Here is a 21,025-nt window from a genome sequence, read left to right as displayed (position 1 = left end):
TGTCCGAGATGGTCGACGTCGCCCCCGCGTCAACGCTACGGAGGCGGACCGCATCCTCGGGTACCTGCACCCCGAGGCAGTGAACATCAAGGCCGTGCCGACCGCCCGTCCATATCCCTCCGTTCGGTACGGCACCACCCGCAGGCCAGTGTGCTGGGATGCACCACGTCGCGGATCTTGCGAACGTGCAGGTCAACGGGGGTTCGTCTCTTTGGAGGTGGACCCCCGGCCTGCTGCTTTGACTTCGGCGAGCGAATGGAACCTGCGGACCCGGTCGGGTCGCGAGGTCTCGGCAACCGGGCGCAGATGCCAGCGCGCCGTGGGCGTATGCGGGTTCCGGTCCGGTGATGTGTCGGAGACGGCGACGATGTCGTCCTCGTACGCCTCCGTGAACACGTATCCCATGCTCGGGTTGCCCAGCACGGGGCAGTAGTCCACCGCAATCCGGAGGCACTCGGCATGGATGGCGGCAGAGGACACCACCGCCGACCCGTCCCGCGGCTCCTGAAGGGCCACCCACGCCGTGGTGCCCAGATCGTTCCCGCACACCTGGCAGCCCCAGAGCCGGCGGCACAGCTCCGCCTTCACCCGCTCGATCTCGCGGAAGAGCGGCTGGCCGTCGCCCATGGGGGTGACCCAGGGAAAGGGCAGCCCGCCCACCACCGGGCGCGGCAGTCCGGCGGGGTTCTGGAACTCCTCGCCCCTGTAACGCGGCGGATGGACGTACACGACGTCTTTCATCCGCTGGCCGTCCAGCCGGTCCCGCAGGTAGACAACTCTCTGCATGCTCTGCTCGGTCCTTTCCCAGGTTTCTCGGCGTCGCTCTCGTCGAGCACGGTCACGCCCGGTGCCCGTGTCCCGGGTTCACCGGGCGACGGTGCCTTCCTTCAGGCGTGCGATCATGCGCTCGGTCGTGACGATGGGGGTCTCGACGACGGAGGAGGGGTCGGAGGCAACGCCGGGCTGGTCGTTCCACGTCTCGTGGCCCGCGAACGCAATGGTCTCGCGGGGCGAGTACCGCGGCAGCGGACGGTAGTTGTTCACACTCTCGACGGATTCGCCGCGTACCAGGACCGGATCCAGGTAGAGCCCCTGGCTCTCGATGCGGGTGGAGGTGGCGATGTACCCGATGTCCAGCCCGCAGCGCCGCTTCGGTGAGGTGTTCGCCTCCGAGCAGTGCAGCAGGTGGGGGTGGTGGATCGAGACGTCCCCGGGGTTCAGCTCGATGTCGACGATGCCCCGCTCCTCGGCCCACTGGCGTACCAGTCCGCCGTCGGCTTCCGAGAACAGCATGTTGGGCTTGTCGGTGCGTAGGTTCGGTTCGTACAGGGGCAGTTCGTGGCTGCCGGGGATCATGCGCAGGCAGCCGTTCTCGGTGGTGCTCTCGTCGACGGCCAGCCACACCGTGAGAGCGTTCATCGGTGCGAGCTTCCAGTACGCGCCGTCCTGGTGCCAAAGCACCGGTTGGCCGTCGTAGGGCGGCTTGCAGATGTAGTGCGCGGTGAAGCACGCGAGGTCGGGGCCGAGGAAGTACTCACCGATGTCCACGAGCCGCGGGTCCGATATGAGACGGACCCAGAACGCGTCGTTGCGGATCAGCGGGTGGTGGAAGTGCTCGGGACGTATGTGCGGGTACTTGGCCGTGAGCCAGTCGACGTGTTCTCGTGCTTCTTCGAGCAGGTCCTCGGGGATGACGTTGCGAATGATGGCGAAGCCGTGTTCCGCGTAGTCGGCAGCGGCCTGTTCCAGCGCGTTGGTCATGCGTGTCTCCAGTCGATCACGGTACTTCTGTGTGTGCTTGCGGACTTCAGCCGCGGACCTCCCACTCCTCGGGGAGTCTGCTGTGGCGGCGTACGGGGGACAGGAGCAGCAGAACGAGCGGGACGCCCATGGCCACGGCCCCTGCCCACAGAGCCGTGCCGGTGGACCAGTGGTTGGCGATCAGGCCGCCGGCGAGGGCCCCCAGAGGTGTGGCCCCTTGGACGACGACGCTGTACGCGGCCGTGACCCGGCCCATGTACTCGTTCGGGGTCACCCGGGCCCGCAGTCCTGCCGTGGAAACCGACCGGCCCACGATGGCGACGCCGATGAGGACCTCCGCCAGCGCCATGAGCGGCACGGCGGCGCCTCGGAAGACGCCGGCGAGGGGAGCCGCCACCACGGCGAACGGGGCCAGGGCGGAGAAGATGAGCGTCATCCGGATCTCACCGAACCGGCGCCGCAGTCGTGGAGCCAGGAGCGAGGCAGCGAACCCGGCCAGGGCGCCGAGCGTGGACAGCAGGCCGAACATCCAGGTCGAGATGCCGATCTCCTTGAGAAGGAAGACCGGCAGCATGGCCAGGATGATGCCCGCGCCGATGTTGTTCATGGCTGCCTGGTTGAGGAGCAGGCGGAGCAGGGGCTGCTTGAACAGGACGCCCATACCGTCCGCGATCTCACGGCGGAACCTGCGCTCGGGTGCCCTGCCTCGCGCGACGTCCCCGGACGGGTGGATACGTCGTACCAGCAGGAGCGACATCAGGTGGCAGAGCCCGACGAAGCAATAGAGAACAGGTGCGGCGATGCTCTGTGCCACCACGCCCGCGACGCTGGGCGAGATCGCCTGAATGGTGGTCTGGGAGGTCTGCAGCCGGGCGTTGCCGTCGGCCACTCGCCGTCTGGGCAGCACGTACGGCAGCACGCTGCTGTGGGCCACTTCGAAGAAGACCCCGGCCATGCTGACCACCAGGGCCACCACGATCAACTGGGCCACGGTGAGGACGTCCAGGAAATAGGCGACCGGGATGCTGCCGAAGGCGACGGCGTAGGCGACGTCTGCCCAGACCATCACCGGCTTCTTGCGCCAGCGGTCGATCCAGACGCCGGCGGGCAGACCCACCGTCAGGAATCCCGCCCGGCTGCAGACGAAGATCAGACTCATCACCAGCGGACGCGCGTGCAGCAGCAGGAGCGCGGTGACGGGCAGGGCGAACCCGGCGACCTCGGAAGCCGCGTACCGGAAACCGTTCGCGGCCCACAGTCGCCGGAAGTCGGGGACCTTGAGGACCTCGGTGGCATCGTCGTCGGCGTCGATGACAGAAGAAAGCGTCACGGTCTACTCCGTCAGCGGATGATGGTGAGGCTGGGGATCTCACCCAGCGTCTGTCGTGCTGCCAACTCCGCCAGCACCTTGCGGTCGGCCTTCCCGTTGGAGTTCCGCGGCAGTTCGTCCGCGACCAGGAGGATGCGCTGCGGGATCATGTAGTGCGGGAGCCGGGCGCGCAGCAGGTCGGGCAGTTGTTTGACGTCGTCGATGTGGTCTGCGGTGACGAACGCGGTGATCAGGTTGGAGAAGACGGCGTCCGGTGTCGCCACGGCGACGCAATCTCGGACGCCGCCGAGCGCGCGAAGGTGCCGCTCGATCTCTCCGAGTTCGACACGGAAGCCGCGTGACTTGATCTGCGCGTCCTCGCGACCGATGAACTCGAGTTCTCCCGACGGCGTTTCCCGGACGAGATCGCCGCTGGCGTACCATGACCGTCCGTCCGCGGTCCGGACGAACGCCCGGGCCGTCTGGTCGGGATCGAGATAGCCCTCCATCAGCATGGTGCCCCGTACCAGGAGTTGGCCCGCGGAGCCCGTCTCCACCGGTTCCAGTCCCTCGTCCACCACGGCGATCTCGGCGCCGGGAAGCACCCGCCCGATGGGGATGACGGCATGGGCCGGCTGCGTACCGCGGATCTCATGGAACGTGCACACATTGCTCTCGGTGGGGCCGTACACATTGAGCAGCCGCAGCCCGGGCACGGCCGAGAGCAGTACGTTCACATCGTCGGGCTGCAGCACCTCGCCGCCGACCACCGCCGCACGCAGTGTCCCGAGCTGCGGCAGCAGGTCCTTGCCCCGGCGGGTGAGCCAGGCCAGGGTCGACGTCACGGCGTACCAGACGGTCCCGCCGACCTGTCGGCAGAAGTCGATGTAGGCAGCGGGAAACGGTGCCGCCGACGCGGGCATCAGCGCGACCGCGGCACCCACCCGGACGGCACCGAAGAGGTGCAGCGTCGTGGGATCGAAGTGCAGCGGTGCGGAGTTGATGATGACGTCACGCTCGGTGAGCCCGAGTTCCCGGACCGACCAGTCGACGAAAGCCGAGGCGCTCGCATGGGTGTGCACCACGCCCTTGGGAACGCCGGTGCTGCCGGAAGTGTGCAGTACGTAGGCGAGATCAGCGACCGGCGCGCGCGGTGCTTCCTGCGGGATCGCGCACCACAGCGCGTCGGCCCCTTCGAAGCCGGCGGTCAGCGGTTGCCAGACGAGCTGCGGCATGACCGTACGCCACTGGTCCCGGGCTGCGGCGTCCGCCACCAGTGCCCGAGGGCGGCTGCGACCGACGATGAGTTCGGCCCTGCTGATGGGGCCGTCCGGATCGACGGGCACGTAGCCGGCCCCGGAGCGGAGGATGCCGTGGACGGCCACCACCGCGAGGGCGTTCTTCGCCCCGTGCCAGACGACGCAGCTCCCAGGCCGGACACCCAGCTCTCGCAGGACCCCCGCGATGTGCTCCGCGCCGGCGTCCAATGCCTCGTACGTGAGCGTGATCGTCCCGTCCATGACGGCGGGGCGGTCGCCGTGGCGCGCGGCGGTCGCGCGAAGGTCCTCCACAAGGGATCGTCCGGGAGCCATCAGCAGCCCTTGGTCTTCAAGAACGCGCGGATGGCGGTCGGGCTCTCGAAGTTGACCGGCAGCACCTCCGCGTCCCGGATGGTGACGGGGAATTCCTTCTCGAGGAGCGCGACCAGGCTCAGCAGTGACAGGGAATCGATGATCCGCTCGGCTATGAGCTGGGTGTCCTCGGAGACCCGGGCGCCCGGCGCCACCTCCCGCACCGCGGCAACGACGGACTCGAGCACAGTGTCCTGTGTCATCTACAAACCCAGCCCTTCGGAAATGATCTTCATCTGCATGTCGGAGGTTCCGGAGTAGTACCGGCTGGCCACCGCGTCGGCCGTCAGCGTCATGGCCTCTGTCTCGGGCAGCAGCGCGTAACCGCCGTACACATCGGGGAGTTCGTGGCAGAACCGGTTGAACTCGGTGCTCACGTGCAGCTTCGTCAGCGACGACCGGCCATGGTCCAGGGAATCCTCATCCCCTGCACGAGCCGTGGCGTACAGCACCTCGCGCGCGCTCATCAGACTCAGATGCATCCGGACCAGGCGCTGTCGAATCGTGTCGTAGGTGCTGAGCGGCTGCCCGAACTGCTTGCGTGCCCGCGCGTGTTCGACTGCGCGACGCAGCGCCCGGGCCATCAGCCCCAGTACCGGAGCGAGGATGAAGGCACGTTCATGGCGCATCGCATGCATGAGCACGGCGAACCCGCAGCCGGTTCCGCCAAGCTGATCCTTGTCGTCGACCGTGCAGTCGTCCAGGAGCAGCGAACCGAGCTGAGCGCCGTCCAGGGCGGCCTTGTCGATGTCCTTGCCGATCCGCAGGCCTGGGGTGCCGCGCGGGACGAGGAAGGCGGTCAGCCCGGAGAGGGCACTGCCCTCGGCGGTGCGGGCCAGGATCAGGAAGACGTCAGCGGTGGGCCCGTTGGTGACGAAGGTCTTGGAGCCGTTCAGCCGCCACCGCCCGTCGGCGTCCCGCTCGGCGCGGGTCCGCAGCGACAACAGGTCTGAGCCCGAGTCGTACTCAGTGGCCGCGAAGGCGCCGACGGCCCTTCCCTCGATGAGCGGCGTCAGGTACCTGGAGTGCTGGTCCGGGGCGCCGAATGCGAGCAGCGGCTCCTGGCACGCCCACATCTGTGCCGCCATCGCGAAGGGCAGGCCGCTTCGACCGCTCTCCTCCGCGAACGCCTCCAGGGCGAGGCAGGCAGCCTCGTAGCCGGTGCCGGTACCGCCCGCTGTTGCGGGTACGGGCAGGGCCAGCAGCCCCTGACCGGCCGCCTCACGCCAGGCGGTGGCACCCTCCGGTGATTTGCCGGCCCAGTCCCGCAGCCCGGCCAGCCAGTCGGCGAACTCCGCGCTGTTCGGTGATGTCGCGCGCTCCGTCATGTGCGCCTGTCTCCTTCCACGACGGCCCACTTGAACGCCTGATGGGACTCCGACAGTCCGAACCGATCGAAGGCTGCTGGACGTTGCCCCAGCGGGGCCAGTGCGAGAAGTTCCCTCTCGGTGCCCACGGCGCGGCTTTCCTCCAGCCAGGCCAGGATGTCCTCCGCGACTCCCGCCCCTCGGACGCTCGGCCGTAGCTTGATCTCGTGGAGCAACAGCCGGTCCCTTCCGTCGGGGCGCAGTCGGCCGAGGCCGGTGAGTGCGAAGGCCGCGACCGTCTCACCGTCGGACTCGGCCACATAGTGCGTCGTCCCGGATGCTGTGTGCGTGTCCGCGAGTCGCGCCGCGAACTCCTCGACATCGCCGAATCCGTAGAGTTCACGGATGGCCCGGGCGTCCGCGACCGTGGCCTCGCGGATGGTCCGCGACGGTTTCGCCTCAGCCACCGGCCACCGCCGACATGATCATCACCGTGCTGTTCGGCGCCACCGCGACATCCAGCGATCCGAGATCACGGATGTTGTCCTCACCGATGTAGACGCTGACGAAGGGCAGAAGGGCGCCGGAGTTGTCCTCCATGCGCACGCGCAGTGTCGGATGCCGCTCGTAGACCTTGTCGATGATCTCCTGGAAGGTGCCGGCGGGCACCCGGAACTTGCTCTCGCCGTCGGCGAACTGGGCGAGCGGGGTCGAGAGGACGACTTCTACCTCGGGCACTGCGTACTCCTCACTCGGATATGGCCTGTCGTCATTCAGAGGCGCTGACGCTTCGGGAGGAATGCAGGTCCCTATAGGTCTCCCAGCGGCTGATGGCATCCCTGAGCTGGGAGTCGTAGTCGGCGTCCTTGACGAACCCATGGCCCCGCTCATCGCGAAGCATGGCCGCCCGGGCGCTCTCATGGCCCTTCAGGTTCCGCATGATCGGGCGCAGGTGCTCGAGAGCGAAATACGAGTCCTTCTCCGAGATCAACGCGTGCAGATAGCGACCCGCGTCAGGAGCGGCCCAGTCCTTGATGATGTCGGTCATGGTCTCGGGAGCGGCCATGCCGGGCAGATCTGCGAACGGCTTCGCTTCGCGATCCCACTGAGGGAGGACGGTGGGGTCGTTGTGCGGTGCGATGACGAACGCCAGGTCGTCGCCCCCCGCCCGCATGCAGTGCTTGAGCGCGGCATAGCCGCCCGACGACAGACCGTGCCAGACGGTTGCCTTGAGGCCGTGGCGTTCCAGCAGGGTCGCGCGCAGGTCGTACATCTTCGGTACGAACTCTTCCTCGCCCAGCAGGAACCAGCCGCAGCACGAGTCCTGGGTGAAGCGGTGGATCGGGTCCGAGAAGGAAAGGCAGACGGACTGCGCCGCCTGTTTCCACTGCTTGCGTGCGAAGACCGGAGGCACGTGCTTCTCGATACGGCTGAAGCCGTGGAAGAGGATGTGCAGATACGGGCTGGAGACGGTTTCGGGTTCGGAAACCTCGTACTCCAGGACGTATCCCTTCGAGTGCCGGAAACGGTCCTGCTGAATCTTCACTGGAAAACCTCGTATCGAATGGTCCCGCGGTCACAAGTTCGGGAGGTCAGGGGGTGAGGGTGCGGCCTTCCGCGTACGAGAGCCCCGGGCAGACGACGCGTACGACGCTGAACGGCTCGGATTCCTCGGACAGCTCGACCACGACGGGCGCATGACCGGTGGTGTCGGTCATGCGCCGCACCACGAAGGCGAGCTCCTGTTCCATGTCGTCGTAGCTGCTTCCGTGACCACGCAGGGCTTCCTCGAGGCTCAGGCCCTCGGCGTGTGCGCCAAAGCCCGGATCCGTGCTCGCGTCTCTGGTGGTGTCCTGGTCCGAGGGGATGTCGTCACGCGTGGCACTGATTTCCGTCAGCCGGCTCTGCACGGCTTCGGTCAGCGCACGGGACAGGGCGACGTCCGAGTCCAGGTGGGTGCCGGATCCAGCGCACACGATGGGGAAGAGGGCCGACCAGACGAACGCGGCGAATGTCGGAATGCCGAACCGGTTCGGAATGCACGTGATCTCGAACTCGACGCCCGCGTCCGTGAGATGCCGGATCAGGGAACGCAGGTGTGCGCTGTGGATCGTCGCCGGATTCACCCGGACACGGCCGGGGTGGGTGCGGGAGGGGTGAGCTGCCAGTACGTCGCGCTCGACCACTTCGTAGATCCCGTGGAGACACGCCTCCACGAAGGTGTTGCCGGACGCCAGCCCGGTGCTGCTCGTTTCGAAGACTCGAGGGCGCCAGAAGTGTTCTCCGCTGTACGAGAGCCGGACAAGGTCGAGGGGGACCGGAACGGGTCGGTCATCAGCCAGCGATCGCCCCCAGACCCAGGGAAGCTCGAGCTCCTCGATCCAGTCCTCCGCCACCCGCAGGTTCAGGTCCCGCAGGGAATAGGGCAGGTCCAGGCTGCTGGGCGGTGCGGTGAAGGCGTCCAGCGGTGGGCGCTCGGCGTGCCACAGCTCGACGGACTCCATGACTGCGGAGAGCATCGCGAGGAGCGGCGATGCGCCCTTGCCCTGGGTGACGGCGAGGGTCTCCGACTCGGGCCGTACGGCGAGGAAGACGGGAACGCCTATGTTGTCCAGGCGCGTGACATCGGCGACGCGGGTGATCCCGTAGTGGCGCAATCTGGGTTTCAGGCGTGCCCACGTGGTCTCCGGCGCCACGGCCCGGTGCGTTCCGGGCAATCTAACCTTGGGCATGGCTGCGTTCTCCATGTGTTGTCGGTTCCCGGAGATCGGACAGGTAGCCGATGGCGAAGGGCCGCAAGGCCGCGGATGCCTGGCGCACCGAGGAGAAGCCCCTCCTGCCGCACTCCGTGGCAAGGTCCTCGACGCCGACGCCCCAGATGCGTCCCAGCAGCCGCGCGCAGACAGCTTCCCTGATCTGGCTGAGGCTGCGTTCCGGGTGAGCGTCCAGGTGCCGCCGCGTCTGTTCCAGCCAGTCAGCGCTTCGGGCCCGGTCCTGAGGCGTCTCCCTCTGCAGGAGCAGCTTGGCGTCGTGGCGGTTCACCAGGTCGGGCAGTGGAGACAGCAGCCTGGTGATGCGCGCCCGCAGCCGCGGGTCGTCGAGCCACCGGAGCGCCACCGGGCCCAGCTGCCGCTGGATGTGAGCGCGAAACCCGCCGGTGGTGCAGGGGGATGTCGGGTCGGAGGAAACGTGCAGGAAGTCCCACCACACGTCGGGGAATTCGGGGTTGAAGACCTGCTGGTAGGCGAGCCGGTGGTGCAGATCGGGTGCCGCCGTCGCGAAGCGGTTGCGCCAGCGTCGGTGGTACTCGGTGGACCAGTCCCGTCCGCTTTCGCCGCCCGCGGTCCAGCGCTGTTCGGGGCGTGCGCGGTTGTCGAGCTGCTCGGCCAGCGCACATGCTTCGAGGGCGTCGGCTCTCTTCTGGTCGAACGCGTCCGGGTCGGAGGCGAGTTGTTGGCCGTACCAGTCCGCGAACGGCGTCTCACCGCACTCCTTGGCGAGAGTGAGGACTCGTTCCCGGGTGCGGAGAGGGTAGTACTCGCGCTCGAGTCGGGCCATCAGATCCCGTCCTGCCTCCTGCCGCAGGACGCCTGCCTCGCAAGCGGCCACGACGGCGGTGTGGAGGCTGACGAGAGGCACGTTGATCCCGGCCGGCGAGCGGGTCTCGCCGTGGGCAACGCTGACCGCGTCGTCCCCGTCGAAGACGCCGGAGCGGTACCAGTGGTAGACGCGGCCGACGCCGATCATGCCGAACTCGTCGAGCTCGGCGGCGCGCAGGGCACCGATGCTGGCCGCCCCGAGGACCGCGATGCCACGCGCCAGTGCATCGAGGATCTCTTTGTGACGCAGGGCCAAGCGGTGGTGATAAAAGCCGTCCACAATGACAGCGACATCTCCGGAGGAGAGGTCACCCGAGAACAGATCACCGTGTTTTGCAGGTCCGCGCAGAACACAATCCGGATGATTCTTCAGTACAAGAGGTTCGGGGCACGACGGCCCGACGAACACATGAACCGTCATGCCCTTCCCCCTCAACGGCGTGCCGGTAAAACCAGATCGAGCGATTCAATCAGCACGAACCGCATCATGCGATGGTCAGTCGCGGACTTCGCTGTCCGTGATGATGAGCGGGCTGTCCGCGAAGAGGTTCTCGAAGTCCTCACCGGTGAGCTCTTCAACCTCACTGACGGTCTCAACAGTGGTCTCAGCCATGCCTTTTCTCCATCTCTGATTGAGGGAATTGCCGACGCCACCGTGGCGCCTGATGCAGGCTACAACGAGCCTTGATCGCAGGTCCAGAAACTTTTTTACTGCGACTGGTTTTCCGCCAATTGCCGGAGTGGCTGATTAAGCCGATCCGAGTGTCCGGCCGCTAACGTGGCATCAAGTCCAAGGGCAACAGCGAGCACGGCGGTCGACCGGTTCTTTATTGATCCAAAACCCTTCAATGACTCACCCATGGGTGAAGTATGAGACCTCCTTGGTGAACCCACAGCGGCTGGCCAATTGGGGTCGCGAAGCAGCCCACCGATGGAAATGAGACAGATCCCCTCGGGTTCCCGTCGCCGCCGGCCGGAGGCGACTCTCCGGTCACGCCTGTGGCTCTTGACGCCCCGCCGTGGCCGTATGCAGGATCTTGGAGCCGGGGCAGTTGACGGGCGATGACTGTGGAATCGTCGGCGCATGTGAGCATCGAGCAGGCCTCGTGTGCGACGTGAGCGAGCCGGGACGGCGCGAGACCTGACTTCCTCGGGGGATTAGTAATGGCTTTCCAGATCACGCCCATGGCCCTGGTGATATCGAGCCTTCTCTTCCATCAGATCAACAGGCATTGGGAGTACGGGTTCTCTGCGGTGGGGCAACACTTCGCGCCGGTATTCGGCATTCGCCTGCCGCGTGTGGCCGCAATTGCCGGCCAGGTCGCCGCGCTCCCGCTGGCCTTGCTGATCGTGTCGACGGCACACTCACTCGCCGGACGCCTCACGGCCGTTGCGTTTGCCTTCTACTGGATACTTGCGACGCACCGAAGGCTTTCGGATCACTCCTGGCTCGGGTGGGTTGCCGCAGCAGTGATGGCGGTCACCCCCGCAGGAATCCATCCATTTGTTGCGCGAGACCTCTTGGCGTGCGTTTACCTGACTACAGCACTGCTCAAGGTCAATGACGAGTATCTGTTCACCGAGCGGAGCGCGGGCCGTATCGTCACCGCGCACTACCTCCAACTGCTCGGGCTTCCGGCCCGTCCCGCGTTCCTGAAAACCGTGGCGACTTCAGTGATCGTCGTTGAGTTCACGGCGGGCGTCACGCTGTTGGTCCCGGGCGGGGAACCCTGGAGCCTGTGGCTTGCGATACTGATGCACCTGGCCTTCGGGGTTTCGGGAAACCTCCCGTTCTCGGTCGTGGCCATGGCGCTGTGGGTGACGGTGTTCTCCCCTGACGGAACGATCGACATCTCGGGTGACACGGACCCGGTCTGGCTTGCCGCCCTCCTCGCTGGTCTGGCCGCTCTGACGCTGGGGCGCACCGCCACCGGCCGCCGGTCCCGCAGGTGGCTCGTGAAGGACTTCTACCAGGGCGCCGTCTACGGGGCCCTGTGCGCGGTTGCCGTACTGTCGCGGGCCGAGGGACCGGCCCCGCGAAGCAGCCACGTCGTGCTTGTCCACGGGCTGGTCGGGACCGCGTTCGTGGTGAACTTCCTTCTGGTGGTGACCGGCGTGAAACTCGAGTGGGCCTTCGCCATGTTCACCAGCCTCCGTCCGTTCGGCCGGTCCTGGCTCGAGCGCCACCGGCTCATGCACTGGCCCCGTTACTACGCGCTCACGCTCCCGGCCCGCATCCCGAAGTCACTGCTGCGCGAGATCGACCCGGAGTTCCTCTACCTGGCGACACGGGCGGAGAACGTCGTCCACGAGGGCGTGGTCTACCACCTGGAGGCCACGGCGCGGAAGTGCGACGTCTCGTTCGCTCCTCAGGCGATGACCGTCGATCTCGGCGTGCGCGAACTCGTCCCCGCCCCCGCCGATCCGCCCCAACCCGCTCCCCGGCGGCGTCTTCTCGCGTACCCGGCCATCGCACCCAAGAGCCTGGACCGGCGCTACCTCGTCTGAGGGAAACGGTGCCGCCGGCCGAGCGGGTCGTCGGGCCGGGGGCCGGCCCGGCGCCCCCCGCGGGGCGCCGCTCGCGCACGAGCCAGTGCACCGGACAGCGCGCGTGACATCCCGTCAATGCCCTCCGCCCAACCCCGCCAAAGGGCAACGGCATACGGAGGCCGGCTGACCACCGGGTGGTCGGCGCGCAGGCGCAGCGAGCGGCGTTGCTCGTGGCCCTCCAGGCTTCGGGCAGGCCGAGTTTCACCGCGGCCGCCGCGGTGGGCACGACGAGAGGGTCGGCGTCCTTGCCGTTGCGGTGCAGTTTCGCCGCACCGAGTCCGGAACTGGTGAGGGTCCATTCCACCAGTTCCGGGATCGTGCTGGCCGGGCGGTCCAGCACGATGCCGTCGGTGCCGTACGCGGAGCTGTCGCCGTCCAGGACGGTGAGCGGGCCGTGCGGGAAGCGCGGGTCGGTGTCGGGGGACGGGGCGGCCCTCTTCTTCACCGGACGGTGCGACGACGTGGTGGGCCGGGTAGCGAGGCTCTCCTGTTCCGGTGCGCTCTGGTCTACGGGCGTTTGGGTTGCGGGCGACGTCGGTGGCCCGGGCACGGAGGGCCGTCACCCGGATCTGCCCAGCGCAACGGCAGGTGACGTTTCGCCGGAGACGGCCGCCGACCGGGTGAGGGACCGTGGGACGTGTGGTGGGCGGGGCACGTATGACCTTGTGAACCGTCTCAGGCGTACCGTCATCCTGGCCACGTCGGTCGTGGCATTGCTGGTCCCCGCAGTCGCCCCCGCGGCCCCCGCGGTCGCCCCCGCGGTGCCGTCCGCCCACTCCGCCGCGTCAGCGCAGTACGTGGTGGTACTCAAGGATTCGGTGGGCGATCCGAAGGCGGCCTCGGCCGCTCAGGTCAAGGCCCACGGCGGCACTGTCAGGGGGGTGTACTCCCACGCGTTCAAGGGGTACGCAGCCGAGCTGACACCGGATCAGGCCGCCAGGCTCGGAAGTGACCCGGGGGTGCGGTTCGTGAAGCGGTCACGCGGTTTCCACCGGCCCGCCTCGCACCCCGAGGCCAAGCCGGTGCGATGCGGCACGCCCGAAAGCGCGACCGGCCAGTGCCTGGCGAACTGGGCGGACCGCGTCGAAGCCGAGCGGTCCTCGGCGCGTTCCGGCGACGGCCGCGGCTCGGTCGGCGTCCATGTCGCGGTGATCGACGACGGCATCGCCGGGGGACACCCGGACCTCAACGTGCGAGGCGGCGTGGACTGCTCCACCGGTTCGCCGGTCGTCCCGGGAAACAGCCTCTCCCCCGTGACCCCGCACGGCACGGCGGTGGCCGGCGTGGTGGGTGCCCGGGACGATGAGCAGGGGACGGTGGGCGTCGCCCCCGGCACCCCGCTGTGGGCCGTGAACGTCTTCGACGGCGCCACCGAGGACGCGACCGACGCCGCCGTTCTGTGCGGGATCGAGTGGGTCACCGCGACCCGCACCGACGGCGACCCCGCCAACGACATCACGATCGCCAACATGAGCATCGACGGATCAGGAACGGACGACGGCAAGTGCGGAACGGTCGACCACGACGTCCTCCACATGGCCGTCTGCGCGGCAGTGCGGGCAGGAGTCACCCTGGTGGTCAATGCGGGCAACGACCACGCCGACTTCCGTGGCTCGATCCCCGCAGCCTACGACGAGGTGCTCACCGCCACCGCCATGGCGGACTTCGACGGACGCCCGGGCGGCAGGGCCGAACCGGTGTGCTACGGAACAGATCTCGGTGATCTCGGCGATGCGGACGACCAGGCAGTGCTGGGATTCAGCAACTTCGCCACATCGGCGGCGGACCGCCGGCACGCGGTGGCCGCGCCCGGAGACTGCATGGAGACCACCTACCTGTCTCCCGGCTTCTTCGCGCTCGTCGCCGGTACGAGCTTCTCGGCGCCAGTGGTCACCGGAGTGACGGCGCTGTGCGTCTCCGTGGGCCGCTGCGGCACCGACAGCCCGGGCCGGAATCTGCGCACGATCGTGAACGACGCGAAGAAGGCCAACACGAAGCAGCCTCGCTACGGCTTCTTCGGCGACCCCCTTCGCCCCATCCCCGGCCGCTACTACGGACACCTCGTCACCGCCGACCGGTACTAGGTCCGCCTGCAAACGGGCACACCGGTGTGCGCCTTGGGAGACGCGCCGTGCGCCGTCGATGTGCCGACGCGTCGGATGCCTGAGGGGGGTCACACCCCTCCCCTGCCAGGGTGTGACCCCCCGTACGGTCGTTTCGCTCCGCGTCACCGGCACGTGCGTGCCGGTTGTGCGGGCGAGGGGTTCGTCAGTTGTCCCGACACCCCCATCTACATTCCGCCGCCGGACATCGGCACCTGGTCATAGCCGGCTTCGCAGCCATGGTGGGGGGCGGTGCTGCGGCCAGGATGCTGCGCGCTTCCCTGGAACCCCATCCGTGCCTGTGCTGGGCGAAGGCGCCGAGGACCGCCGGGTAGAACTCTCGGAGCTGGGAACGAAGCCTGTTGTGGTCCTGGCCGCGGGCCCGGACGGCGTCTTGCCGGGCCCGGGCGAGCACGGCGACGGCATGGACGAGCTCAAGCCATATCAAGCACACGCACCGTTCCCGAGCCTGAATGAGTGCCTCGAGTCAGCCGGTTCGGGTGTCCGCGAGCCAAGTCCTCCAGACGTGCAGCGTGTTGGGGACCTCCGGACGGTCGAGGAGCCAGAGCACGTAGCCCGCGTGGAGTTGGGACCACGGGTTGTGCGAGTGGCGTGCCCAGTTGAGCCTCGTGCGCAGCTCATCCCCGTCGACGGCTCGGGCCACCCGGACGTACTCGCGGTCCTTGCAGCGGTAGGCCCGCTGCACGACGAGTTCGACGAGGTCGATCAGCTTCTCTGTGACGGCCTCGCTGTGGCCGCTCACCGCCACGCTCCGAATGAGGGATTGCTTCGTGCCCCATGCCTTGGCGTGCTCCGTCCACTCCTCCGGATAGCGCGCCTCCCACTCCAGGAAGAGCAGGGCGAAAGACAGTTGCGGGGACGTCCTGATGTCATCGGCGGGTCTCGTCAGCCACAGTGCTTCCGGCAGACAACGGCTCTCGACATCGTCCGCGCGTGCGCGCGCCGCCAGGACCTCCGGAGCTCGGAACAAGGTCTCCGCATCCGACCTGCTCGCCTGGATCCAGTACTCGTTGTACTCAGCGTGTGCCTTCTGGGCTTCTGCGCGGACCTCGTCCAGCCGGACGAGCGCCGCACCCCGCTCGACGTTGTCGGGCGCTATCAAGCCGTACGTCCAGCCCAGACGCTCAGCCCACTCTCCGGGGCCGTACGTGTTCGGACCCGCTGCTTCCGCCATGGGCACATCTTGCCTTGGCCTGTGCACAAAAGGCGATCCCCGATTTTGGCGGTGCCCGGGCGCCGGAGAGCGGCACAGCAGCGACGTACCGCAGGCACGGCAGCCGCCGTCGCCAGGTGGTGGGATCAGGGCGTGATCAGGACGACGGCTGGTCCGGGGCACGGGTGTGCGGGGGCGGCAGACGGAACAGGTCTCCCAGTCTGCGCAGAGCCTGCTTGTCACCGGATGCCGACGCGGCACCCGTCTCGATCGCCTCGGCGAACGTGAAGCCCTGGCCGGTGAGGCGGAGGAACGCCTCCTGGCTGATCGTGACGGTCGCGTCCGGGCGCTGGGCCGGTCCGTGCAGCGCCTCGATCGCCCCGTCATCGATCCGGGCGTGGAACAGCTCGTCGTCGATGCGGAACTCGTACACCGCGTGGAGTCCCGCGGCGGCCTCGGTGTCGAAGCAGGCTCGAAGGCCGAGCACGGCCCAGCCCGGATGGAACGTCTCGGTGGCGCGCCGTTCACCCATCGCCCACTTCAGGCCCCACCGGGCCAACTCCAGGATCGCCGGGCCGAGTTCTTCTCCGGCTTCGGTGAGGGCGTAGGCCGGGGTCCGGGCGGGCGGAGGGAGCGTGATCTTGTGCGCCAGTCCTTCGCGCTCCAGATGCTTGAGGCGGGCGGCCAGCAGTCCGGTGCCGAGGCCGCGGAGGCTGGCCTGGAGGTCACCGAACCGCTTGGGTCCGGTCAGAAGCTCGCGGATCAGCAACAGCGTCCAGCGCTCGCCGACGAGGTCGAGGGTGCGCGCGGTGGCGCAGTACTGGTTGTACGTTCGCTGTTCCACTGCATCATTCTAGACTTCACGCTTCCCCTTCTTGAAGGAGGAGGCATCGAGGAGGATCCGGGCGAACGGCTCCGGATCGGTCAGCATGATGTCGTGCGGACCGTCCAGCACGTGGGTCCGGTAGCCGACGGCCTCGCCGAAGCGGTCGAACGGGTAGGTCTGCGGTCTGCAGTGGACGGCGGTTCCGGGAATCCGGTCGACGGCCCCGCTCAGGCGCGTGGGTTCGGTGAACGTGCGCAGCGGTTGGGGGACCATGCGCGCGGCCAGCCAGGCCGCGTCGTCGGTGTCGACGACGCCGAACACCTCCGGGGGCGGGGCGGGGATCCGCCAACCGTCCCCCAGCTTCTCTGCCGCCGTACGGACCGTGTCGGCGAAGCCGTCGGGAGCCAGGCTCACCATGCTGGCACCGTCGGGGCCCGCCCATCCGTCCACGAGGACGATGCGGCTGATGAGATCGGGCCGGGCGTCGGCGGCCTCCCGGACGACCAGGCCCGCGTAGCTGTGTCCGACCAGCACAAGGTCGCCGTCCTCCCGAACGGTGTCGAGGGCAGCGACGACCGTACCGGCGTGGTCGTGGAGCCCGTGGTCCCCGACGGTGCTCAGGTCCGGGGTGAGCGTTCGCGCGCCGGCGGCGTGCAGCAGGGGGACGGTCCGGTCCCAGGCCCATGGACCGTGCCAGGCGCCGTGGACCAGGACGAACGTGGTCATCGGCCGTCCTCCTCACGCAGCAGAGGCAGCACCCGGTCGGCGAACTCTTCCAGTCCCGAGTCGTGGTCGTCGGTCGCGAGGCGGATGACGAGGTGGCGGGCGCCGGCCGCGATGTAGCCGTTCAACCAGTCGGCGGCCTGGCGGGCGGTACCGGCGAACATGGCCTGGACGGAGGCGACGAACTCGAGCGGTGCGTCGTAGTAGCGCTCGACGCTCGTCCGCAGGCGGCGGCGCGCGTTCTCCGGGGCGTCGTCCAGGCAGAGCGTCGCGTACAGGGCGGGGGTCACCGAACGGGGCGTCGCCGCTTGCCCGATGGCCTCCTGGATGGTCTCGCGCTCCTCGGCGTAGGTCGTCGCGTCGATCGGATAGGGGAGCCAGCCGTCGGCGAGCCGGGCCACGCGCCGCAGCGCCGGTCCGCCGCTTCCCGCCAGCCAGATCGGCGGGCCTCCCGGACGGGACGGCGGAGGCTCGATCCGCACGTCGTCGAAGGCGAAGTGCTCGCCCTTGTACGTCACCGCCTCCCCCGACCAGAGCCGCCGCATGGCGTCGATCGACTCCTCCATGCGGCTCATGCGGCGGGCGAATCCGATACCGACCGCAGAGAACTGCGCCTGGGTGTTCGGGTTCGGGAACCCGCCGCCCATGCCCGCGATCAGCCGTCCTTCCGACAGCCGGTCGAGGGTGGCGAGTTGATGCGCCAGCAGGATCGGATGGCGCAGCGCCGGCAGCAGCACCGCCGTGCCGAGCGCGACCCGCTCGGTGGCCTGGGCCGCGGCGGCCAACAGCATCAGCGGGTCCGCGCGCGGCCTGGTGACGGGGCTGTCCCCGGCCCAGACCGAGTCCAGCCCCAGTCGCTCCGCTCGTCGTGCCTGGGCGATGAGCCGGCCCGGTTCGTGCTCGCCCTTAACGGACTGGTCGCGCGTCGGCAGCAGGTAGCCGATCTTCAGTTCCGCCATGTCCCCTCCCGGTTGCCGTGAGGGTCCCGATCATAGGCCGTTGACTTCTTGTTTTTGAAGTGTCAGATTCATATTTCGGTAGCATTGAGGGGAGTCAGGATGACCAAAGCGCTCTACACGGCCCATGCGCACGTCGCCGGCGGCAGGAACGGCCACGGACGCACGAACGACGGGCGACTGGACCTGGATCTGCGGCAGCCCAAGGAGCTGGGCGGCGACGGTGAGGGGGCGAACCCCGAGCAGCTCTTCGCGATCGGATACGCCGCCTGCTTCGGTACGACGCTCGCCCTGGTCGGGCAGTTCGCCGAGCTCAAGGCCGACGACGCGGAGATCGATTCGTCGGTATCCCTGGTACCGGTCGACGGCGGCCGCTTTCAACTCGGCGTCGAACTGCGCATCTCGCTCGCCTCGATCACGGACGAGCAAGCGGTCCAACTGGTCAAGACGGCCCATCAGGTCTGCCCGTACTCCAACGCCACGCGCGACAACATCGACGTCGCCCTGGTGGTGAACGGCACCCGCCTGTGACACCGGCCCCGCTCCTCACTCGACGAGAGGAGCGGGGCCTCAGCACACCGCCGGCCCGCAACCAGCACCGAACGGACCACCGCCGGCCGAACACGGCCCGCCCGCGATCCCTGGACCACTCAGGTCCCGGGCATCTGGGTCCCCCGCGTCCGCAAGGACTTCAGAGCAGCCTCATGAGCCCGGTACGCCACTCACGCGCCATGCCGTCGCTCGTGGCGCGCCCGTGCGCGTTGACAGGCCGTGCGGAGCAGCTCGCGGGTTGCCTCGCCCGTGCGCTTGCCCGGATTCACCACCGCGAGCCAGCCGACTGAGCCGTACACGGGGTGGGCGATCACGGCGTCGGTGACGCTCGGGTCGTCCTCGCCGGCTGGTCCGCCCGGTGCGTGGCCGGTCCAGCCGATGAACGCCTCCTTCCCGGCGGGGATGTTGACGCGGAACATATCCGGGCGCTCCAGGCGCGAACTTTCGTCACCCGGGTAGTTCTTCGTCACGATCGTCACGAACGGCTGGGCCGTCCTCGGCGTTCTTCGTCACGATCGTCGGGAACGGCTGGGCCGTCCTCGGCACGACGCCGTCGGGCGAGTAGAAGAAGAACGTGTCTCCCCGACTGATCTCTGGTGAGCCGTCGTCGGGGCCCGGCCTGATGGCCAGGACCCCGTCGAAGCCCGAGCTGCGGCACGGGCGCGGATCGGCAGATGTCCGAGCCGCACTGGCGGCCCGGGAGGCGAGCATCGCGACTCGCTCCCGACCCCTCCTCGACGCGGCGGCCGCACTCAGCGCCGTCCTCGCTGCCGCGACCGCGACCCGGACATGAGGGTCTCAGCGGAGGTCCTCGACGGTGAAGTGGCGGTGGTATCTCATCCCCTCATCGGTGCCGCGCAGGACCCAGAACGCGTCAAGGTCCCGCTTCTTCGCGTCCAGGAAGCCCGGGGCACCGAACACCACGTCCAGGTGCTTGTCACCGTCGGTGTCCAGCAGCGGGCCTACGACGGTGATGCGATTGCGGGTCGGGCCCCGGCCGGCGGGCGGGGTGTCGCTGCCCGGGACGCCGGGGGTGCCGAGGGTCACCGCCTGCACGCCTCCGGCCTCCGCCGCGAGCAGATCGGGAACCAGCCAGACCACACCGTTGTTGTTGTTGGCGCCGGTCGCCGAGACGACCAGATCGGCCCTGCCGTCGCCGGTGACGTCACCGAGAGCGGTGCCGCCGATACCCCCGTACTGCGGCTCGTCCGTCAGCCCTGACGCAGGGCTCGTACTCACCCCGTCCCGCTCACCGGTCTCGGGCCCGGACCGGGTGCTCAGCCAGTAGCCGGCACCGAGTTGCTTCCGATACGCGAGGAAGCTCGCCGTGTACAGATCGTCGATGCCGTCGCCGTCCACGTCCCCCGGCTGCCCCTCCAGGCCGATGTCCGGGCGATCGCGGCGCTCGGAGAGCTTCAGCCCTCGCGGGCCGCCCCGCAGATACTGCAGACCGCTGATGGTCACATCGCCGTCGCTCTCCATGTCCGGGTCGGTCCCGTAGAACCACAGCGCCAGATCGGTGGCCTTGTCGCCGTCGAAGTCGCCGGCGAGGAAGCGGGCCGGAAGGGAGTCCGGCCAGCGCCCGTTGGTCAGGTTCTGGACGCGGGCGGGTGCGCCGCCGCGCTTGACGGGGCCGAACCACACCGTGCCCTCCGGGCCCGTGGTGCCGCCTGGGATGAACAGGTCGGCGTTGCCGTCCCCGTCGAAGTCCCCGGTGGCCGCGGGGCTTCTCGGCGCCCCTGCGAGCGGCTGCGGGTCGCCCACACCGCGTGGCCCGCCCCGGAGCACGGCCGGACCGCGTCGGTCAGGGGCCTGGACCAGATCGGTGTAGCCGTCGTGGTCCAGATCGGCGCGGAACAGTTGCACCTGCTCCGGCCCCGTCTTCGAGGCCGGCTGCGGGAACACGGTGCGCCGGCGCGGATCGAGTCCGTCCGCCGAGCCGTACACCACGACCAGGCTCGGGCCCGCCACCATCGCGGCGAAGTCGTCGTAGCCGTCGCCGTTGAGATCTCCGGACCGAGGTCGCTCCGAGGGCTTCCCTGCCGACGGCCGCTCGCCCTGGGAGCGGGTCGGCGGCCGCTCGCCCTGGGAGCGGGCCGATTGTCGCCGCCCGTTGCCGCTGTCGCCGTCGACCGGACGCTGATCGGTGCTGCACCCGGCCCCCAGCAGCACGGCTGCCAACGCCGCTGCGGCGAATCTCCATGGGCGGCCGACGACGCGACCTGCCATGAGGGTCGGAGGTCGACGCCTGTGCCGCGTACCGAGATGCCTGTCGACTTTGGGGACCGCCGACCGCACCGGCATCTCCGCCTTCCGTGGCACTCGCACCAGCCGCTCCATGAGACCTCGCACTTCGACGATGCCGAAACACACTCTGGACCACCGGCAGGTCGGAAAGGTTGCCGCCGATCGGCAATTCCGCCGGGGTGACAGCGGCCTCCCCCGCCGCCCGGACAGATGGCTGACCGGGGCGGGAAGCCCGCCCGCGACAGACTCGGTGGCGAACATCCGGTGACGTCGCGCGGTGTGCAGATC

Annotated in this window: 22 protein-coding genes; 4 read left to right on the top strand and 18 right to left on the bottom strand. The window is 68.7% G+C overall.

What is annotated here, in order from left to right; translation table 11 throughout:
• Positions 1-192 precede the first annotated feature (192 nt).
• The 11 genes from OG788_RS42695 to OG788_RS42645 all read right to left on the bottom strand — a co-directional run bounded on the left by OG788_RS42695 (position 193) and on the right by OG788_RS42645 (position 9,863).
• Entirely contained in the window at positions 193-786 is a 594-nt protein-coding gene (locus OG788_RS42695) for a hypothetical protein (protein ID WP_406376268.1), read from the bottom strand.
• 78 nt (positions 787-864) lie between these two features.
• On the bottom strand, positions 865-1,761 hold the full coding sequence (locus OG788_RS42690; RefSeq protein ID WP_406376267.1) for a phytanoyl-CoA dioxygenase family protein: 897 nt from the start codon (positions 1,759-1,761) through the stop codon (positions 865-867).
• 46 nt (positions 1,762-1,807) lie between these two features.
• Positions 1,808-3,091, bottom strand: coding sequence for an MFS transporter (locus tag OG788_RS42685; RefSeq protein WP_406376266.1), 1,284 nt, complete (start codon positions 3,089-3,091; stop codon positions 1,808-1,810).
• 11 nt (positions 3,092-3,102) lie between these two features.
• Positions 3,103-4,662: an amino acid adenylation domain-containing protein gene (locus tag OG788_RS42680; protein WP_406376265.1), complete on the bottom strand. Its 1,560-nt coding sequence runs from the start codon at positions 4,660-4,662 to the stop codon at positions 3,103-3,105.
• Positions 4,662-4,904 carry a phosphopantetheine-binding protein gene (locus tag OG788_RS42675; RefSeq protein ID WP_356754933.1) on the bottom strand — a complete coding sequence of 81 codons (243 nt, stop codon included), beginning with the start codon at positions 4,902-4,904 and terminating at the stop codon, positions 4,662-4,664. Before OG788_RS42675 ends, OG788_RS42680 begins: the two co-directional genes overlap by 1 nt.
• Entirely contained in the window at positions 4,905-6,029 is a 1,125-nt protein-coding gene (locus OG788_RS42670) for an acyl-CoA dehydrogenase family protein (RefSeq protein ID WP_406376264.1), read from the bottom strand. It abuts the gene before it with no gap.
• On the bottom strand, positions 6,026-6,475 hold the full coding sequence (locus OG788_RS42665) for a GNAT family N-acetyltransferase (RefSeq protein WP_406376263.1): 450 nt from the start codon (positions 6,473-6,475) through the stop codon (positions 6,026-6,028). The genes OG788_RS42670 and OG788_RS42665 overlap by 4 nt, the downstream gene beginning before the upstream one ends.
• The gene (locus OG788_RS42660; RefSeq protein ID WP_356754939.1) at positions 6,468-6,746 is read right to left on the bottom strand and encodes a hypothetical protein; all 279 of its coding nucleotides are present in this window, start codon (positions 6,744-6,746) and stop codon (positions 6,468-6,470) included. Before OG788_RS42660 ends, OG788_RS42665 begins: the two co-directional genes overlap by 8 nt.
• A 31-nt stretch (positions 6,747-6,777) precedes the next feature.
• On the bottom strand, positions 6,778-7,554 hold the full coding sequence (locus OG788_RS42655) for a hypothetical protein (RefSeq protein WP_406376262.1): 777 nt from the start codon (positions 7,552-7,554) through the stop codon (positions 6,778-6,780).
• Positions 7,555-7,600: 46 nt separating this feature from the next.
• Positions 7,601-8,740 (bottom strand): YcaO-like family protein, encoded by a 1,140-nt coding sequence (locus OG788_RS42650; protein ID WP_406376261.1) that lies wholly within the window; start codon positions 8,738-8,740, stop codon positions 7,601-7,603.
• On the bottom strand, positions 8,727-9,863 hold the full coding sequence (locus OG788_RS42645; protein ID WP_406376260.1) for a TfuA-like protein: 1,137 nt from the start codon (positions 9,861-9,863) through the stop codon (positions 8,727-8,729). The genes OG788_RS42650 and OG788_RS42645 overlap by 14 nt, the downstream gene beginning before the upstream one ends.
• Between OG788_RS42645 and OG788_RS42640 the strand changes: the two genes are divergently transcribed.
• The 3 genes from OG788_RS42640 to OG788_RS42630 all read left to right on the top strand — a co-directional run bounded on the left by OG788_RS42640 (position 9,849) and on the right by OG788_RS42630 (position 14,241).
• On the top strand, positions 9,849-10,295 hold the full coding sequence (locus OG788_RS42640) for a hypothetical protein (protein ID WP_406376259.1): 447 nt from the start codon (positions 9,849-9,851) through the stop codon (positions 10,293-10,295). The genes OG788_RS42645 and OG788_RS42640 overlap by 15 nt on opposite strands.
• A gap of 476 nt (positions 10,296-10,771) precedes the next feature.
• A complete protein-coding gene (locus OG788_RS42635) occupies positions 10,772-12,115 on the top strand; it encodes a MauE/DoxX family redox-associated membrane protein (RefSeq protein ID WP_406376258.1) in 1,344 nt (447 codons plus the stop codon).
• Positions 12,116-12,822: 707 nt separating this feature from the next.
• A complete protein-coding gene (locus OG788_RS42630; RefSeq protein WP_406376257.1) occupies positions 12,823-14,241 on the top strand; it encodes a S8 family serine peptidase in 1,419 nt (472 codons plus the stop codon).
• A 505-nt stretch (positions 14,242-14,746) separates the two neighbouring features.
• On the opposite strand, the gene OG788_RS42625 is transcribed toward OG788_RS42630, so the two are convergent.
• The 4 genes from OG788_RS42625 to OG788_RS42610 all read right to left on the bottom strand — a co-directional run bounded on the left by OG788_RS42625 (position 14,747) and on the right by OG788_RS42610 (position 17,941).
• The gene (locus tag OG788_RS42625; protein WP_406376256.1) at positions 14,747-15,454 is read right to left on the bottom strand and encodes a hypothetical protein; all 708 of its coding nucleotides are present in this window, start codon (positions 15,452-15,454) and stop codon (positions 14,747-14,749) included.
• A gap of 136 nt (positions 15,455-15,590) precedes the next feature.
• Positions 15,591-16,277, bottom strand: a complete 687-nt coding sequence (locus OG788_RS42620) for a winged helix-turn-helix transcriptional regulator (protein ID WP_406376255.1) — start codon at positions 16,275-16,277, stop codon at positions 15,591-15,593.
• Between the two features lie 9 nt (positions 16,278-16,286).
• Positions 16,287-16,985 carry an alpha/beta fold hydrolase gene (locus OG788_RS42615; protein ID WP_406376254.1) on the bottom strand — a complete coding sequence of 233 codons (699 nt, stop codon included), beginning with the start codon at positions 16,983-16,985 and terminating at the stop codon, positions 16,287-16,289.
• The gene (locus OG788_RS42610) at positions 16,982-17,941 is read right to left on the bottom strand and encodes an LLM class flavin-dependent oxidoreductase (protein WP_406376253.1); all 960 of its coding nucleotides are present in this window, start codon (positions 17,939-17,941) and stop codon (positions 16,982-16,984) included. The genes OG788_RS42615 and OG788_RS42610 overlap by 4 nt, the downstream gene beginning before the upstream one ends.
• A gap of 99 nt (positions 17,942-18,040) precedes the next feature.
• On the opposite strand from OG788_RS42610, the gene OG788_RS42605 reads away from it, so the two are divergent.
• Entirely contained in the window at positions 18,041-18,469 is a 429-nt protein-coding gene (locus OG788_RS42605) for an organic hydroperoxide resistance protein (protein WP_351544787.1), read from the top strand.
• A gap of 191 nt (positions 18,470-18,660) precedes the next feature.
• Here the strand turns inward: OG788_RS42605 and OG788_RS42600 are convergent, their stop codons facing one another.
• From OG788_RS42600 to OG788_RS42590, 3 genes are all read right to left on the bottom strand, one after another.
• Positions 18,661-18,969, bottom strand: coding sequence for a DUF6194 family protein (locus OG788_RS42600; RefSeq protein ID WP_406376252.1), 309 nt, complete (start codon positions 18,967-18,969; stop codon positions 18,661-18,663).
• Positions 18,938-19,201, bottom strand: coding sequence for a DUF6194 family protein (locus OG788_RS42595; protein WP_406376251.1), 264 nt, complete (start codon positions 19,199-19,201; stop codon positions 18,938-18,940). Before OG788_RS42595 ends, OG788_RS42600 begins: the two co-directional genes overlap by 32 nt.
• A gap of 87 nt (positions 19,202-19,288) precedes the next feature.
• Positions 19,289-20,719 (bottom strand): FG-GAP and VCBS repeat-containing protein, encoded by a 1,431-nt coding sequence (locus tag OG788_RS42590; RefSeq protein ID WP_406376249.1) that lies wholly within the window; start codon positions 20,717-20,719, stop codon positions 19,289-19,291.
• Positions 20,720-21,025 lie beyond the last annotated feature (306 nt).

The organism is Streptomyces sp. NBC_00647, assembly GCF_045207245.1.
Classification (GTDB): Bacteria; Actinomycetota; Actinomycetes; order Streptomycetales; family Streptomycetaceae; genus Streptomyces.
Note: the sequence above shows the minus strand (reverse complement) of the source record. Positions and strands in the feature narration are given on the sequence as shown.